This is a genomic window from Gilliamella sp. wkB18 (genome assembly GCF_001690875.1).
GTDB classification, from domain to species: Bacteria; Pseudomonadota; Gammaproteobacteria; order Enterobacterales; family Orbaceae; genus Gilliamella; species Gilliamella apicola_A.
On the sequence record NZ_LZHM01000079.1, the window covers coordinates 1 to 18,174 of the forward strand.

Genomic DNA, 18,174 nt, shown 5'->3' on the forward strand with positions numbered 1-18,174 from the left:
AAATTGATATCGTTCCCCGCAATCACGTTAGTGACGCCGTCTTCACCGCCATTGACCAATAAGGCCGCGCCTAAGTTGATGTCATGTCCTGCTTTTAAGGAAATATCACCATCATTGACGTTGATAGTTGAAATTTGGTCAATCACGGTGTTTTTACTTTTGCTCGCACCGTAATGCGTTTCGGTGGTTGAGGTGGTGCTATTTAAGTTGATGTCGTTATTGGCTTGTAAATATGCCAATTTATCCGCATTTAATCTGCCGCTGCTGTTGATGCTATCTTTCGCTTGAATAATGATGGCGCCCGCATCAATCAGACCTTGGTTATTGACATTATCCCCTAATAGCGCTACCCGTTTTTTACCTAATATCGCCCCCGAGGATTCAATGTCATCTTTTGCTATTACTGTGACACTTTTACCCGATAATAATGCCCCGTCCGTTGTTAATTGCGGGCGGTTAACAAGGTAAACTTGTGGTACCAATACCGATACCGGTTGTCCATCAACCATGACCGTTTTACTTTCCAGCCAAACAATATCACTGGTTAAGGCTTTCATTTGTTCCGCAGATAGCGAGGTACCTATCGATAATCCGTACTGCTTAGCAAATTCGACTCCTGCATTCATCAGTGCTTTATATTGCTCCAAGTCACTGGTGTAATCGCCAATATAACGATGACCCGTTAAGGCAGTTATTTGCTCTCGGATAAGCTGTTGCTCATAATAACCATCACCTAACCGTTTTTGGATGTTATTTGGATCAACCCGCAAGCGGTTGAGCATGTAATCAGAACTTAACCATTTTCTGCGATTGGTAAAACGGCTGTCGGTCTCGACTAAATAATGACTTTGTGGATCTTTGTTAATGATTGATAAGCTATTTTTGGGTAAGGTCAAATTAGGCTCAACAAAGGTGATTGAATCAGCATAATGCTGACTATCTTTGCTGGTCACTTTTTGATTGGTGTCAATAATTGATGTGTTTGGTTTTTCAACGTTATCGGATTGAATGATAGGGTTTGTGATCGGCAAATCATCCAATGGGTGTTCGGTTGAAATATTGATATTGCCTTTTTCTTTACCATCGTTGATGATATCTTCAAGTGAATTGTCGAGGTGTTTTTCTGTTTTAACCTCGGTAACAATCGGATTAACAATGTGACCTACGTTAACTTTTTCCTCTGTTCGCTGCTGTAAATTAACTTGCGTTTTATCTACATTGGTATGGGACTCTATTTTGGCATGCTCAAGATCGATAGTGGTGATGAATTGGTTTTTATAGTCGCTCCATTTTGCTCTTTTTTTATATACGGCTTTCCCTTTTTTTGTCTCTTTTTTTCGGTAATGATAAATTGCATTACCAGTATCGGAAACGGTGCGCTGACCTTTTAATGAGTGATTATTGAGTGTGCCGGTCATAATGTCTAGGGCATTACCGGCAACAATTTTGCTATTATCATTCTCTAAATGGTCAGATTGTATACGTAAATCTTTACCAGAGATGATTTCTGCAGGCGCGGTACTTTTGATTTTAGTTTCATAAATATTTCTTGTGTAATCATATTCGTAATACTTATGAGTGGAATCAAAAGCACCATTATTTGAATGCAAAACAGGGTAGTTGTGCCGTTTTTTAGGGCTAGTACGAATGCTGACTTCATCGGGTTTATATCGCCTTGCATCACCGAGTGGGGAATATTCAACAATATGTTGACTACCGACTAAGACCTCTTCGGTTTCAATATGGTCATTAATGTTGTTAATGCGGTTAACTTTTAAGACCATATCGTCAGCCGCTTCAATCCGTGCTGAGTGGTTGTTTAATGTTTGCCCCTCAATGTACATATCCCCTAAGCTGAGTATCAGAGCGTGATTGGTGTTATTTAACGTGTTGACATTTAATAAAAGTCCTTCTCTTGCCGCAATGGTTGGTGCAATGGGGCTTTTTAACGAAGGGGTAAAGTTGTTCACTTCATAAGCTTTGATAGAAATCCAATCCCCGTATAAACGGGCACCATTTAGATTGTCAAAACGCTGCCAAGCGTTCAAATTGACCTCACCGCCATCAATAAGCCCTTTATTTTCCAATAAACGACTATTGGTGTTGATTTCTTCGGATTCGATAATGCCCTTTTCTGTGTTTTTAATTTTATCACTCTTAAGGGTAATGGCTTGACCTGATGAGATTTTGCCGTCATTGGTAATGTGACTTGCGTTGATGAAAATATCTTTATTGGCTAGCAAGCTGTTTTTGTTATCAAACCCATGCGTTAAATTAAGCTCAATATTGTTTTCAGCAAGCAGTTCTCCATCGCCACTAAGTTGGTTGGCGTTAATGGCAATATCATTGGCTAGTAAACGGGCTTGACTGTTGGCTATTTTATCGGCTTGAATCTGCAATAACGTTTTGGCAATGATATCGGCTTGTTGGTTTTCAAGTGATTGTGTTTTTAGCTCAATTTTTCCTGCATTAAATTTAGCTTTCTGATTAGTAATGGTGTTTGCAATAATCTTTAATAAATTTGCTGTTTCAAGTTTGGACTGGCTATTATTAATCGAATCGGCTTCAATTAAAATGCCATTATTGGCCGTTGTTGTTGAGTGTTGATTATCAATAGCGCCATTGGACTGCAATTGAATTTGTTGCATCGCTATGAGCTTGGCATGATTATTGGTTAAATGATTTTTTGCATGTAATCGAATATCGCCTGTGCTTAATAATTTGGCTTGTCGGTTATCAATGATTTGCCCATCTAAGGTAACATTACCTTTAGCTTGAATATCAGCAGACTGATTATTGATATGATTTGCTTGGATTGTTAGGTCGCTTTCTGCGACCAATTGTGCTTGGTGATTATTCACATCATTGGCTGTGATTGCCAATAAGCCCTTACTGCTTAATTCGGCGTCTTCATTATTTAAAGAATCGGCATGAATGATGAGACCATCTTGCCCTGAGATAATCGTTGCATGTTGGTTGGCTAAATTAACCTTAATATCCATTTGTATGCCTTGTTTGGCTTGTAAGGCGGTATTGTTGTTATCAAGGTTGTTGGCGTGGATCGTAATGTGTTTATCAGCTAGCCATAAAGCGTTTTGATTATTTATTTCATCGCTATTGGCAGTGATATTTTGCTTAGCGGATAATGTGCTATTTTGATTGTTCGTTTTATTGGCTTCAATGCGTATCGAATCATTAGTAATTAATGTCGCTGATTGATTATCAAATACAGTACTTTGAATATCAATGCCTTTTTCTGCATTAAAATAAGCAGATTGGTTAGCTAATTTTTTAGTTGTTAGTGATAATTGACCGCCCGATATCAAGGTTGCTTCATTATTATTTAAATTATCGGCTTTGACGGTAATACCATTATCGGCTTTGAATACAGATGAATGATTATCAATGTCATCACTATCAATAATAATGGCATTTTGACTAACCCATTTGACCGATGCGCTATTAAGCTTTTTGGCTTTTATGCGAATATTATCCTCAGCTTTTAATTTGGATGACTGGCTATTAAGTTCATCAGCATTAAGGGTGACTTCGTTACCTGCTACCAATAAGTTATTTTGATTATTAATTTGCTTGGCAGCCATAGTGATTTTATTTTGCGTTCGAATATCAGCGTTTTGATTATCTAATTGCTCATCCGCATTAAATGCAACATCGCCTGTCGCAATTATGGTGCTATGTTGGTTATCAATGGTTTTACCTTGCATAGTCAGGTCATGACCAGACTTGATTTTCGAACGTTGATTATTAACTAACTGTGACTCAAGCTTCAGTTTATCACCGGAAATGAGAGTTGCATCCGCATTGTCCAATTTATTGGTCGCTATTATAGATAGCGCCTTACCCGATTGTATGGCTAAATGACGGTTATCAATGTTTTTACCTTCAATATTTATCAAACGCTGGCTAATGATTTGTGCATTTTGGTTATCAATATCGTCAGCCTGAATATGAATGTCTGCTTGTGCATTGATTTGGGTGTTTTGGTTATTGACCTTGTTTGACGCTAATTCAATAGTTCCGTAACTGAGCAATTTGCTGCTATGGTTATTTAAATGAGGCGCTTTAAAATAAATATTTTTGTAACTGGATATTGATGAATTTTGATTATTAATCGTTTGTGCATTAGCACTAATATTGCCTTCACTAATCCATTTTGCGTTGTTATTCTCTAATTGTGAAGTTGCTGTAACGGCGATGTCATCTTTTGCACTTAAGGTTGCTTCATTTAATTTAACTGTGTTTGCTTCAATGGTTGTCTGTTTTTCACTCACCATTAAGCCATTCGTGGCATCAATATAATCTGATGCGTTAAGTTTTATATTCCCTTTTGCTTTAATTTTTGATTTTTGCGCATCAATATGCGAACTTGTAATATGGATATCATTATTGCTAACTAATACGCCCTCATTAACCCATAGTTGCTCAGCTGTTATCGCTATGCGATCGCTAGCGCTGAGCTCGGCATTATTATTATTTATATTTTTACCTTGCAGTGTTAAGCCAGAATTAGTTAATAATTGTGCGGATTGATTGTTTTGTTCGGCTGAATTAATTAACAAATACCCATTAGACTTTAATTCTGCAGATTGGTTATTAACCTGTTGCCCATTAATAGCGATATTATGCAGTGCGGTAAATTTTGCATATTGGTTAAGGAGTTTTTTAACTTTGATATTAATTGTTTTTTCAGAAAGAAATGTCGACGAATGATTATCAACTAGCTCACTGTTAATATTAATATCACCTTTTGCGCTTAACGCCGCTTTTTGGTTATTCATTTGATTAGCGTGGATGGTCAACGTATCTTCTGTTAATAACTCAGCTTGTTGATTATCAAAAAGATGACTATCAATAGTTAAATATTTTTTTGATTGCAGGGTTGATTTTCTGTTTTCTAATGTATTGGCCTTTATTTGCAAATGATCATTACTTATTAGTGATGATTCATTATTCTTTATATCTGCCCCCTGAAGATTAATGGTCCCTTTGGCTAGTAAGATGGCATTATTGTTGTCGATTGATTGATTAGCATTAAAATTAATTGCATTGCCTGCATTAAGTTTTGTTTGTGCGTTATTTATTTTATTAGCGTTAAATACGATATTTTCATCAGCCAGTATAATCGCTTGGTGGTTATCTATTATGTTTGCCTTAGCAGAGTATGTTGCATTGGTTTTAGCTTGTAAATAATGACTATCAATCAGATTATTAGCATTTAAATTGATACTTTCTTTGCTATTAATTTTGGCTGCATTGAGGTTGATATTTTCAGCTGTCACCGTCATAGATTTAGCACTATTTTGGCTGCTTGCAAGGTCAACATTTTGTTGCGCATTTACGATAATATGTTGACCTGCTAAATTTTTGCCCGTTAATAAAATATTCTTGGCCGTGGCGGCAATATTACCTTGTTTAGTTAACAGTCCTTGTTCGTCAACGCCCGCAGCAACCGTACTGCTTTTATTGCTATTTATTGTTGAGGCCTTAAGCTCGACATTATTTTGAGCAATTAATGAGCCCTCATTAGTAATCGATTTTTGGGCGTTTAATTGAATATTTTGTTGGCTGTAAATGTGCTTGTTGTTACTGATGGTGTGTTGGCTACTTAAGTTGATATCACCTTTAGCTTGTAATGCCCCTGTATTTTTGATTTTGCCATCAGCACTGATAATAAGGTTGCCTATGCTTGCCCTTAGCGCCCCAGCATTATGCACTCCAACTCCTTTTTCTGTCCCAACCAGCCGGATTTTACCTGCATACATACCACCAAGCGCCGAAACATCCAAGGCTACTTCGGGTTTTGCGTTACCATTTTCCGCCAATGCAGTTACCGTTTGTGTGTCAAGGCTTACTTTGTTTCGTCCTGCTATCACATTTAAATCATTTGCCCATACTGCTGAGTTTATTGATACCGAATGAGCTATTAAATCCGTATAACTTTGTCTTGAACTGTCTAGCCCTTTTCCTGTTACTGCAATATGGCCTTGCTCTACTTGATACCCCGTTAAATCATTATTTTCAATTATCGGTTTTCCTGTCGTTAGCGTACTGCGACTGGCATTGATAAAACCACAGCCATTACAGGTGATGCCAGATGGATTAGCTATCACCACTTGTGCCTTTTGTCCCGCAACTTCAATCACGCCATTTAATTGACTTGGGTTGCGTGAGTTAACTTCATTTAAAATGATTCTAGCAGGCCCAGAGGTTTTTAAAAATTCGTTACCTTGCACGTATCCGGCTAGCTGTGTTTGATTGATTTTTCTGCTGTTATTTAAGATTACGCCACGCTGTGAAACATCAAATTGGATGTATTTATTATGTGATATTCCCTTGCTATTTGGCGTTTGTATATTGATTTGGGTTACACCATTAGCCGTTGCGGTAACTTGTGCTTGTTGCTTTTTATTTGCTTGTGGATCGGCAATAATATAGCTGCCATAAGCCGGCAAGCTAATGCTGACAAAGCTTAATGAGATAGACATTAAAAAGGCAACAGGTTTTAGCTGAGCAAAAACTGTTTGATGTGGATGTTGACCGGTCGATGTCGTTTTTTCATTGCCGGTTGGTGTTTTTGCAATGTCAGCAACCACCATTTGCATGCCACGTTTCTTATTAAAAATAACACGATATAAGTTTTTGTTCATAGTTATATATTCCTTATTTAACGGCTTTCTTTTCTTTACTACCTGAATATTTATTTAAATAAATGTTGTGAAAAGGAAGGATTAAAAATTCCAGTTTAGTGAAAAGCCTAATGCTAATGGATTAGTTTTAAACCCTTTGGGTTTTCGAATTGGAGTGCCTGCAAATAGATCGTAGTACATACCATAATTACTACCACGTAGACCTATTACGCTACCGGTTAGATGCCGACCAAGTAAGTATTCACTAGCTTTTCCTGAAACGCCACCTGTGTCAATGCCTAAATAGACTTCATGGTTATAAGGAGCCAGCCAGCTAAGTTCATTACGAACATACCAACCTCGGTCTGCTTTTAAAGTTAATTCTCCGTCAAAGCCACGCACGCTCCAACGCCCACCAATAGAAAACTGATCCGGCGAGGTTAGATGCCCTTTTCGTGTGTACTGTCCTTGATAATCCAAACGGTAATAAAACTGTTGTTCCGCCAGTCTAAAAGGAATGTTGGATGAAAAGTTAAATTGCAGTATCTCAGCTAGGGCTGTAGCGTAATCTTCAGTATCATATTCCTCTGGGGCTTTTTCTGCATTGAACCAACGCACCCCTTTTTGGAAGGTGAAACCTGCATCTAATGTAATATCGTCAATATAGTGTCGATGTTGTAGACCTATATGCCAATAGGTGGTTTTTCGGCGTTGAATTTCAATTTCAGTGTCATCAATATAGTTATGTGATTGTCGCAGTGTAATACCATAACTTAAGGTTGTTTTTTGTGATTCGTTACGGTGAATAACTCGACTTAACTGTATGTTTACGTTTCGGCTTCGACCGCTGTATTTGTAATCGACTTCTTGTCCTGCGACATTTTGATGATATTTGTTGCCGGATATTGAAGTATTTAATAGCCAATAACCAAAAGGTATTGAATAGGATATTAAATAGTTGCGTGAACCATACTTTGATTTGCCATTTAAATCGTGACCACCTGATAAATAAAAAGAATCACTTAACGAAAGTAAATTATCTAAATATAAGGTGACTCCACCTTGATCTCTTCCTGTCGTTTTGGTGCCTGAATCATCAAGCGATAGTCCTAATCGCCACATTTTTGATTGTTCACGATTTATCACAATATCGCTTTCACCAGGTCTATCGCCGGGAATAAGTTGCATTTGAGCATTAACAGTAGGTAAGCGCTGTAAATTTTCAAGCCCTTGTTCTATATCGCGTAAATTTAGAGTATGACCTTCGTGAGCAGGAATAGCGGTAAATAGTTGGGCGTATTTATCGCTCTTATTATCATAATAAATATGTCTAATTTTACCTTCGACGAGTAAAAGTTTTAGATTACCACTTGTTATATCTTGTTCGGGTACCACTAATCGAGTGGTAATATAGCCATAACTAATTAACCGATCTTGTATGGCACTCATTAAGAGGTTAATCCCTTGTGCACCTAGACAGTGTTGTTCGGCTTGTTGGGCTAATTTATTTAAAGGAATGTACCAAGGTAATTTATCGCGATCAATCAATTCAACATGGTTAATATTGAAGCATAAATCTTCAGTCGGAAAGTTAAGCTCATTTACACTAGTTGTTGGGGATAATAAGCGGATATTAGGCGATTCTGGCGTTAATGTTTCTTGCAAGGCTTTTTCTCGTTCTTGCTGGCGAATAAGTTGCTGGTCATTTAAAGTTTGTGGTGCTGGCGGTAATGCAGCAAACAAAAACGCAGGGGACAAAATTAGAAGTATAGATAGTTGTAATTTAATCTTCGATAACAGCTTCATAACAAATTATAATAACGCTTACATAAAATTTACGATTACTATATTAATGTATAACTGGAGCGATTGTCTACATTTATTTTATAAAAAATAAACAAAACAAGGTTGCAATTTACACTTTGTGATTTAGGTGATGTACCTCTATGTTTTTCTATATAAAAATAATGAGCAATAGAAAAAATTAAGCTAGTTATTTTGGTTGTTCTAATTTTTATCTTTTCAATAAAATAATAAAAATCTTTAAACGTTATGTTTTTTACCTATCAATGCCAACATAAGCTAGTAAAGATAAGACAAAAGTTTTATACTAGTAACGTCTTTTAGTATGACAAGTGCCATACTAGCCTACTTCGTTCTTTAACATCATCAATTGGAAGAAAATTATGCATCCGATGCTTAATATTGCTATTCGTGCTGCTCGTAAAGCAGGTAATGTAGCCATCAAGGCTTATGAAAACCCTAGTTCAATCGAAATCGAAACCAAAGGCGCTAATGATTTTGCCACTAATACCGATCGTGCGGCTGAAGCTTTGATTATTGAAACAATTAAAAAAGCTTATCCTGACCATACTATCATTGCCGAAGAAAGCGGCTTAGCTAAAGGTAATGATGCCGATACTCAGTGGATAATTGACCCAATTGATGGTACGACCAATTTTATTAAAAATATCCCTCATTTTGCAGTGTCTATCGCAGCTCGTGTTAAAGGTAAGACCGAAATTGCTGTTGTTTATAATCCAATGAGTAATGAGCTGTTTACGGCTGCTCGTGGTAAAGGCGCTCAACTTAATGGTTATCGTATTCGAGTGAGTAATGCGAAAGATTTAGATGGTAGCGTGCTGGCAATGGCTTTTCCGTTTAAAGCTAAACAATATAGCGATAGTTATTTTGGCGTATTACAAAAATTATTTGTTAGATGTGGCGATTTTCGTCGTACTGGTTCTGCCGCTTTAGATCTTGCCTATGTTGCTGCAGGTCGTTTAGATGGCTTTTTTGAAATTGGCTTAAAACCATGGGATATTGCTGGCGGTGAGTTGATTTTGCGTGAGGCAGGTGGCGTTATTACCGATTTTGCAGGTGGCAATAATTATATGGTTTCGGGTAATATTGTTGCGGGTAATCCTAGAATTGTTAAGGATTTATTAGTTTCTACTCAAAATGAGTGGCCCGAAAAATTACGTAACTAATTTTATTTTTTTATTTCCCCTTATTTTGATCGCAAGTTAAACTCTTGCGATCTGTCTAGTATTTTTCTGCATTGTTATTAATTTTGAGTATATACTAATCAATAATGGTATAAAAATTAAGGCTGCATTTTATGAAGACAATACAATATGATCTTAATATTGAAGGAATGAGTTGTGCCTCTTGTGTTAGTCGTGTAGAAAAAGCGATTAAAAAAGTTGATGGTGTGATTGATATCAGTGTTAATCTGGCAACTGAGAAAGCAACTATTAATGCAGATCCCCATGTTAAACTTGAAGCATTGATGTCTGCGGTTGATAAAGCAGGCTATCGTGCTATTAAAATTTCAGATCAACAATCAGGTACAAAGAAAGTTAAAAAACAAGCACCTATTTGGCCGATTGTGATTTCTGTTATTTTAGCCATTCCTTTTGTGTTACCTATGTTATTAGAACTTTTTGGGTTTCATTTGATGATGCCAGCTTGGTTACAATTGGTTATTGCCTCTATTGTGCAATTTGGACTGGGTGCTAAATTTTATCGAAGCGGTTTTAATGCGGTTAAAGCGTTGTCAGGCAATATGGATTTATTAGTGGCCATTGGTACTAGTGCGGCATATGGGTTATCGGTTTATCAATTTATAATGGGCAATGATGAGCATCTTTATTTTGAATCATCAGTTATTATTATTACCTTAATTTTGCTTGGTAAGTGGTTAGAATCAAGAGCTAAACATCAAACCACACAAGCCATTGAATCTCTGTCTGCGCTACGTCCTGATGTTGCTTTAGTAAGGCGTGATAATCAAGAAGTAAGTTTACCTATTAACCAAGTTAAAGTGGATGATATTGTTATTATTAAGCCTGGAGAGCGCATTCCCGTTGATGGCGTTGTGATTGAAGGTGAATCTAGTAGTGATGAATCAATGCTAACAGGTGAGAGTTTTCCGGTAAGTAAAACCGTTAATGATGTTGTTACTGGCGGTACGATTAATGGCGAAGGGTTACTTATCGTTAAAACCACAGCGATTCAAGCGGATTCTACTTTATCCAAAATTATTGAAATGGTTGAATCTGCTCAGGCTAAGAAAGCACCAATCCAACGAGTTGTTGATCGCATCAGCGCTATTTTTGTGCCAGTGATTTTATTGATTGCACTTGTTACGTTATTGGCTTGGGGGGTGATATCGCATGATTGGCAACAAGCATTACTTCATGCGGTGGCTGTGTTAGTGATTGCTTGCCCTTGTGCATTAGGCTTGGCAACACCAACAGCAATTATGGTTGGTACAGGAGTGGCTGCTCGTCATGGCATTTTAATTAAAGACGCCGAGGCATTAGAAACACTGCATAATATTAATATGGTTGCATTTGATAAAACAGGCACATTAACCATTGGTAAACCTGAATTAGTGGAAATGGATGTTATGGGTAGCGAGACGCCCGATCAAATTTTATCGCTCGCTGCATCATTACAATCAGGTAGTGAGCATCCACTTGCTAAAGCTGTTTTAAATAAAGCTAAAGAGTATCGTTATGCTCAAAATATTACTTCGGTAGCTGGTTCAGGGGTTATGGCAACCGTTGATAATACCGAATATTATTTAGGTAGTTTGCGTTGGATGAAATCACTAAATGCTTATTTTGTTGGCATGGACGATAAAATTAATCAGTTATCGAGTAAAGGTTATACCATTTCATTTTTAGCGAAACAGCAATCAGAAGGTAATGTAGTGATATTAGCACTCTTAGGTTTTGCCGATGTAATAAAAGAGGAAGCCAAAAAAGCTATTCAAGCATTGCATCAGTTAAATGTAAAAACCGTTATGTTAACAGGGGATAATCAGAAAGCAGCTAATTATGTTGGTCAGCAGTTAAGCTTAGATAAGGTTATTGCTGAAGTATTACCACAAGATAAAGCAAACTATATTTATCAGCTACAACAAAGTGAAGATATAACGGGCAATAAGACAGTCGCAATGGTAGGAGATGGTATTAATGATGCTCCAGCCTTGGCGGCTGCCGATGTTGGTATTGCTATGGGCACAGGTACTGATGTGGCTATGCATGCAGCAAGTATTACTCTAATGCGTGGTAATCTGTTTTTGATTGCTGATGCGATTGATATTTCGCGCCGAACCTATAATAAAATTAAACAAAATCTATTTTGGGCATTTTTCTATAATTTAATCGGTATTCCGCTAGCAGCATTGGGATTTTTAAATCCAATGATAGCTGGTGCCGCTATGGCGTTAAGTAGTGTTAGCGTTGTAACCAATGCACTTTTACTTAAACGTTGGAAGGTTAGATCATAAATTATAATAATTGAAAAATTTTAATTAAGGAGGAGAATTTGCCTCCTTATTTATTTTGGTTTAACGTTAGGTGGTTAGTTTAAAACCGATTTGTGAACCTAGCCCTTGTTTAGTAACAAAAATGCCTACAGCACAGATAAGTTGTTCATTATAATAAATCAAAGGAATACGTGTTCGCATCCAAGGTGGAATATTATATTCTTGCCAGAGTTTTTTTATTGCTCTTGAGCCTTGTCTATTCACAATTTGCAATTTCCCTTGAGCATGGAATCGTACGGTGACTTTTTCGTCTGCTTGTGGTGAGCGGCAGGATAAATTCGTTTGATTATTCACCTGTAATTGTCCGACTTTATCAGGTAGGTCTAATGGTAAGGTCAAGTCCCAATTTAGAACTTGCTGTTCAATATTTTGATATAGTGGTAATAGATAAAGCTGATTTTGATAACGACGAATTTGTTGGTTATGTAATATAAATTGGGGGTTAGCATCTTCTTTAGCTAAAGCAACAGTTTGCCAAATTAAAGCTAGTTGCTGTTGGCTTGGCATGCTGATTTGTTGAGAGCGAAACCACATGCGTAAAATGGCGTTACGTTTATATTCTGAATAGTCAAATAATGGTGTTAGACATAGCAGCCCTTGCTCTGTAGTGATTTGTTTAAAATCAGCTAAAAGCAGTTCGTTAAGTAGTGCTTCTTGTTGCTGGCATAATTCAGCACTACGTGCCACCATTTGCGAAAAGTGTGGCCAACGTGTATTTAGTGTAGGTAATATATGTAAGCGTAAAAAATTACGGTCATAGTGATCATCTTGGTTACTTTCATCTTCTATCCAAGTTAGCTGATGATATTGGGCATATTCTTCAATTTGTGTACGTGAAATAGTTAATAATGGGCGAAGATGTTGTCCGTTTTCTTGGGGCATGGCAGCTAATCCTGTTGGACCACTGCCACGTTTTAGAGCTAAAAAAAATGTTTCACACTGATCATTTAAATGTTGTGCTGTACATAAGAATTCATTCTCTTTTAAGTGACAATAAATAGCATGATAACGAGCGTTTCTAGCTTGCTCTTCAATATTGCCCGCTTGGCGATTGATCTTTACCTTTTCAATTATTAATGGTACTTGCCATGTTTGACATTGTTGTTGGCAATGAGTGCCCCAATAATCCGCATTTTTGCTTAAGCCGTGATGAATATAAATAGCGCGAAGTTGTAAATCAGGTAATTGCTGTTGTTTGATTTTGACTAGTGCATGTAATAATACCGATGAATCTACACCGCCACTATAAGCAACCAGTAAAATACGGCGGCTTTTTACACTGTGTAAAATTGCCTTTTTGATCGTTTTATCAATTGCTAATTGGTGATAATTATTCATTTCTATCTGCCTATACTAATGATTGCAGGGCGTTAGTTTTATTTTTATGTAAATTAATACGATCTAATCCAGCAGATAAATCTGCAATTAAATCATTAGGATCTTCAAGTCCAATATGTAATCGAATTAATGTTCCTTGAAAATTTACTCCTGATATGGGTCTAATTTTGATTAATTCTTCAGGCTGATTTGCCAAAATTAGTGACTCAAATCCTCCCCATGAATAAGCCATTGAAAAGTGAGTCAAATTATCCAGCAGATCTGATAATTGGACATCAGTTAGGCGATCTTTCAGTACAAACGAAAATAGACCACTAGCACCGGTAAAGTCGCGTTGAAAAAATTCATGACCCTTACAACTTGTTAATGCAGGATGATTAACAGTAGCAACTTTAGGATGATTAGCTAACCATTTAGCAATTTTTATGCCACTTTTGTGGTGTTGTTTTAGCCTTACTGCTAATGTACGTAAACCACGAGCAGCCATATAGGCAGTATCTGCGTCACACATTTGTCCCATTAAATAAGAACGCTCACGCAGGGTGTCCCAACAACGTTCATTGGCAACAGCAGTACCTAACATCGCATCGGAATGCCCTACTAAATATTTTGTGCCAGATTGGATTGAAATATCAATACCATGATCTAAAGCTTTAAATAACACACCAGCGCTCCAGGTATTATCCATCATAATAATAATTTCAGGGTTGACACTGCGAATGGCTTTAACAATAGAAGGGACATCATGCACTTCCATAGTAATTGAGCTTGGTGATTCTAAAAAAACAACTTTGGTGTTGGGTTTAATCTGCTTAGTAATATATTGACCAATTAATGGTGAAAAGTAGTTAGTTTTGATCCCCAAATCGTTTAAAATATGCCGACAAAATTCTTGGGTTGGTTCGTATGCTGCTTCAGACACTAAAATATGATCGCCTGCTTTAACAAATGCTAAAATAGCGTTAGCTATGGCTGCTGCACCACAAGGGTAAAGATAGCAACCAGCACCACCTTCAATTTCGATCATAGCATCTTGTAACGCAAAGTGAGTTAGCGTACCACGCCGCCCATAAAAGAGCGAACCATTAGTTCGGTTTTCAGTGGCTTCTTTTTTTGCCGCAACATGATCAAAAACTAGCGATGAGGCTCGTTGAATCACTGAATTGACGGCGCCTTGTGTATAACGCTTTTTACGCCCTGCATTAACCAACTTTGTTAATAATGACATGATGATTCCTTTTGCGACTTTATAAATTTTAATAACAGTTAGCATAGCATGCTGTTAAAATAGTAAAAAATAATTTTTATTCATAATGATTAACCCATAATGCTGATAGTGCAAATAGCCAATTTAAATACTGCAACAGTGAATTATTCACTGCTGCCAAAACAACTTCTTGAGGATGCCAAACAATTAAATGAGTCACGTCGTAAACAATTTTTAGTTTGCCGTTCAATTCTTGCTAGTTTGTTAAAACAGTATTGTAATATTGAAATATTACCTAAAATAATAATTGGCGATAATAGTCGCCCCTGTTTTTTCGAATATTCTTTGCCCGATTTTAATATCAGTCATAGCCAAGATCATGTAGCTGTGGCGATCTCGTTAGCAGGCAAGGTGGGGGTAGATATCGAAGTGGCTCGTCCACGTAGAAATTATCTAAATGTTGCTAAACACTTTTTTGCGGATTCTGAGTATCAATGGATGATTAAACAAGGTGATTCTCTAAAGGCTTTTTGGCAGCTTTGGACATTGAAGGAATCTGCATTAAAGCTATATGCTAAAGGTGTTTGGCAAATTAAGTCGGTTAATGTCGATTTAGATAACGGTATGATCAGTGCGCCTTTTGCTAACCATTTTTATTTTCAATATCAACAAATTGATGATATCCACCTTGCGGTTAATTGTAATGTGCCGGTTACACAATTGAGGTTGCAATATTAAAGAATAGAACATTGCCACACCATTAATGTGGCACATAGATACAATTTGTTGATTATTTGCTTGTACTAAGTAAGCCTGACTCGCTTAACGTTTTATTGAAGTCTTTGTCCATAAAGAATAGATCGCGTTTATTTTCGCCAACTAATTCTAGTTTATCGACAATACTTTTGAAGAGTTTTTCTTCTTCATGTTGTTCTGATACATACCATTGCAAAAAGTTAAACGTCGAAAAATCTTTTTGTGTTAAAGCATAATCAACCAACCCATTAATTTCTTTAGTAATTTTTAGCTCATGCTTATAAGCAACTTGGAAAACTTCTAATAATGATTTAAATTTTGATTCTGGTGCATCAATTTTGCCGATCAGCGCTAATGCTCCACAATCTAAAACATAATTAAATAGTCGTTCCATATGTTGACGTTCTTCGCCAGCGTGATCTCTTAGAAATTTACCAAAAGAGGGAAAATTTTGATCATCGCACCATGCGCTCATTTGTAGATAAAGATTTGAAGAATAGAATTCTAAATTTAATTGGTCATTGAGTTTTTTGACCATTTCTTTTGTTAACATCTAACTTACCTCACATTGCTACTTTTATTATTTCACTTTTCATTCATTTTTTTGAAAAACCATCTTAAAATAAACCTAAGTTATTTACCTTCTTGATTTAAATTAAATAAATATCTTGTAGGGTTTTTCTATTGTTATTATCTAATTGATACTCTTTTGCTAGCCAATTATCTATGGTGTTATAACGTTGTTTGATTGCGGTAATGGCAGCGGTTAAATATTCTTTTTTAGCTGCAAAAATTATTTTTTGCTTTTCAAAGTCTTCAGGTGTTAACTTGCTTTTATACTGATTTAGTATTTTTTCACGAAAGTTGTGTAATACCTGTTCAGTGAGTAAATAATCCTGCATAACCTTTTCTTCACTAACACCTAAGGCAAATAACACAAGTGCCACACCAATACCTGTTCTATCCTTACCAACTGCACAATGTTGCACTAGTGGTTGTCCTTTTGAGTTTAATAGTATTGAAACCAAGTGTTGGTAAGCTGCATTATTAAAAGGTAATAATTGATAAAGTTTAATCATGAAATCATATGGCGACTGTTCCTTAAGTACAAAAGGATGCATTTCTAATTCTGTGGTTAAACTGGCGGTTACTTTATCATTTAATGGATTGGCAGGAACATTAATATAGTTGGCATTGTGCCATAAATTATCGGGAAAACGGGCTATTTCATCTTGATCTCGGTAATCTAAAATATAGTGTATTTTTAGTTCATTAGATAAAAATACTTGTTCGCTTTCTGTAATGCGCGAAAATTCACCTGAGCGGTACAATAAACCCGATCGTATTTGGCGTCCATCCATTGTTTTTATTCCACCCAAGTCACGAAAATTAACACCATTTTTTATTGGTACAATCGATGCCATTATTTACCCTTATTTATTATTAACTTTGCTTGCTATATTAACATGTTTCTGATTAGAATTAAGTCATTGTTTTTGTTTTATCAATAATTAAGGTTATTACTATGTCAACGTTATCTATTTTACTTTCTGATAATCCTGCTCCAAAATACTGGGGGGTAGATGCGCTACTGAGCTTTTCGGATGATACTATAACGGTTCACTATAAATCAAAAAACCGTTTAAGTGCAATTCAACAAGCAGGGCGTAAGTTAGATAACTTAGGCATTAAATCTGTTAAATTAAAAGGCGAAGGTTGGAGTTTAGAAGAATGTTGGCATTTTTGGCTAGGTTACCGTAATGCCAAAAACAGTAACAAAGTTATGTGGGCAAAACTCAATAACAAAGATAAACAAGAATTGAAACACCGTTTGGCAATTATCGATTGGTGTCGTGATATTGTCAATCAACAAGCCGAAACATTAAGTCCAGTTGAATTGGCTACTCAAAGTGCTAAGTTAATTGGCTCATTTTCTGCTGATGTGACTTATAAAATCACTTCGGGTGAAGCGTTAAAAGAACATGGCTATATGGGGATTTATACGGTTGGTAAAGGGTCAGATAGACCAGCGGCTTTACTTGAACTTGATTATAATCCAACCCAAAATCCTGAATCGCCGATTATAGCCTGCCTAGTTGGTAAAGGTATTACCTTTGATTCAGGAGGATATAGCTTAAAACCAAGTAACTTTATGGAATCAATGCGCTCAGATATGGGAGGCGCTGCGCTAGCAACTAGTGCATTAGCATTAGCCATTGCTCGTGGTTTAAATCAACGTATCAAACTTTATTTATGTTGTGCGGATAATTTAGTCAGTGGCAATGCGTTCAAATTAGGCGATATTATTCGTTATCGTAATGGCAAAACGGTCGAGGTTGATAACACGGATGCAGAAGGTCGCCTAGTCTTAGCTGATGGTTTAATTTGTGCCGATAATGACAAGCCTCATTATATTATTGATTGCGCAACACTGACTGGAGCCGCTAAAATTGCAGTAGGGAATGATTATCAGTCATTGCTTTCGTTTGATGATAACTTTGCTAACCAATTGTTAGCTAGTAGCAATATTGAACATGAAGCATTTTGGCGCTTGCCTTTAGCTGAGTTTCATCGTTCGCAATTCCCATCTTCATTTGCTGATATGGCAAATTCAGGATTACCTAATACCGCAGGGGCAAGTACCGCTGCAGCTTTCTTATCATATTTTATTAAAAATTATCAACAAAATTGGCTACATATTGATTGTTCAGCAACATTCCGTAAAAGTGCTACTGCCTTGTGGGCAACAGGGGCAACAGGCATTGGGGTGAGGACAATTGCAAATTTATTAAATATATTAAAATAAATGCATTATTTTAACGAGTATTATTAATCCCAATTTTAGGTTGTTTTATAAGATGAAATTTATAAACTATCAACTTATT

The 18,174-nt window shown here is 36.6% G+C and carries 10 protein-coding genes; 4 read left to right on the top strand and 6 right to left on the bottom strand.

Annotated elements, in window-relative coordinates:
• Both A9G48_RS08380 and A9G48_RS08385 read right to left on the bottom strand, forming a co-directional pair.
• The coding region (locus A9G48_RS08380) for a two-partner secretion domain-containing protein (RefSeq protein WP_141672989.1) at positions 1-6,668 on the bottom strand (6,668 nt) is incomplete at its 3' end.
• 81 nt (positions 6,669-6,749) lie between these two features.
• Positions 6,750-8,453, bottom strand: a complete 1,704-nt coding sequence (locus A9G48_RS08385; protein WP_034947913.1) for a ShlB/FhaC/HecB family hemolysin secretion/activation protein — start codon at positions 8,451-8,453, stop codon at positions 6,750-6,752.
• 380 nt (positions 8,454-8,833) lie between these two features.
• Here A9G48_RS08385 and suhB point away from each other — a divergent pair, with 380 nt between their 5' ends.
• Both suhB and A9G48_RS08395 read left to right on the top strand, forming a co-directional pair.
• Positions 8,834-9,637: an inositol-1-monophosphatase gene (gene suhB / locus A9G48_RS08390; RefSeq protein WP_065576069.1), complete on the top strand. Its 804-nt coding sequence runs from the start codon at positions 8,834-8,836 to the stop codon at positions 9,635-9,637.
• 131 nt (positions 9,638-9,768) lie between these two features.
• The gene (locus tag A9G48_RS08395) at positions 9,769-11,949 is read left to right on the top strand and encodes a heavy metal translocating P-type ATPase (RefSeq protein ID WP_065576070.1); all 2,181 of its coding nucleotides are present in this window, start codon (positions 9,769-9,771) and stop codon (positions 11,947-11,949) included.
• Between the two features lie 66 nt (positions 11,950-12,015).
• Here the strand turns inward: A9G48_RS08395 and tilS are convergent, their stop codons facing one another.
• Both tilS and metC read right to left on the bottom strand, forming a co-directional pair.
• Entirely contained in the window at positions 12,016-13,326 is a 1,311-nt protein-coding gene (gene tilS / locus A9G48_RS08400; protein ID WP_065576071.1) for a tRNA lysidine(34) synthetase TilS, read from the bottom strand.
• A 10-nt stretch (positions 13,327-13,336) separates the two neighbouring features.
• Positions 13,337-14,554 (bottom strand): cystathionine beta-lyase, encoded by a 1,218-nt coding sequence (metC, locus tag A9G48_RS08405; RefSeq protein WP_051825432.1) that lies wholly within the window; start codon positions 14,552-14,554, stop codon positions 13,337-13,339.
• A 99-nt stretch (positions 14,555-14,653) separates the two neighbouring features.
• Here metC and A9G48_RS08410 point away from each other — a divergent pair, with 99 nt between their 5' ends.
• Positions 14,654-15,271, top strand: coding sequence for a 4'-phosphopantetheinyl transferase family protein (locus A9G48_RS08410; protein WP_034947922.1), 618 nt, complete (start codon positions 14,654-14,656; stop codon positions 15,269-15,271).
• A 52-nt stretch (positions 15,272-15,323) separates the two neighbouring features.
• On the opposite strand, the gene ftnA is transcribed toward A9G48_RS08410, so the two are convergent.
• Positions 15,324-15,842: a non-heme ferritin gene (gene ftnA / locus A9G48_RS08415; RefSeq protein WP_034947947.1), complete on the bottom strand. Its 519-nt coding sequence runs from the start codon at positions 15,840-15,842 to the stop codon at positions 15,324-15,326.
• Between the two features lie 97 nt (positions 15,843-15,939).
• Positions 15,940-16,713, bottom strand: coding sequence for a tyrosine-protein phosphatase (locus A9G48_RS08420; protein ID WP_034947950.1), 774 nt, complete (start codon positions 16,711-16,713; stop codon positions 15,940-15,942).
• A 95-nt stretch (positions 16,714-16,808) separates the two neighbouring features.
• Here A9G48_RS08420 and pepB point away from each other — a divergent pair, with 95 nt between their 5' ends.
• A complete protein-coding gene (gene pepB / locus A9G48_RS08425; RefSeq protein WP_065576072.1) occupies positions 16,809-18,095 on the top strand; it encodes an aminopeptidase PepB in 1,287 nt (428 codons plus the stop codon).
• Positions 18,096-18,174: the final 79 nt, after the last annotated feature.

What these genes read in the sequence shown, in the direction of transcription:
- tilS (WP_065576071.1), bottom strand. Translation starts at nt 13,326, where the DNA reads ATGAATAATTATCACCAATTAGCAATTGATAAAACGATCAAAAAGGCA.
- suhB (WP_065576069.1), top strand. Translation starts at nt 8,834, where the DNA reads ATGCATCCGATGCTTAATATTGCTATTCGTGCTGCTCGTAAAGCAGGT.
- A9G48_RS08410 (WP_034947922.1), top strand. Translation starts at nt 14,654, where the DNA reads ATGCTGATAGTGCAAATAGCCAATTTAAATACTGCAACAGTGAATTAT.
- A9G48_RS08395 (WP_065576070.1), top strand. Translation starts at nt 9,769, where the DNA reads ATGAAGACAATACAATATGATCTTAATATTGAAGGAATGAGTTGTGCC.
- metC (WP_051825432.1), bottom strand. Translation starts at nt 14,554, where the DNA reads ATGTCATTATTAACAAAGTTGGTTAATGCAGGGCGTAAAAAGCGTTAT.
- ftnA (WP_034947947.1), bottom strand. Translation starts at nt 15,842, where the DNA reads ATGTTAACAAAAGAAATGGTCAAAAAACTCAATGACCAATTAAATTTA.
- A9G48_RS08420 (WP_034947950.1), bottom strand. Translation starts at nt 16,713, where the DNA reads ATGGCATCGATTGTACCAATAAAAAATGGTGTTAATTTTCGTGACTTG.
- A9G48_RS08385 (WP_034947913.1), bottom strand. Translation starts at nt 8,453, where the DNA reads ATGAAGCTGTTATCGAAGATTAAATTACAACTATCTATACTTCTAATT.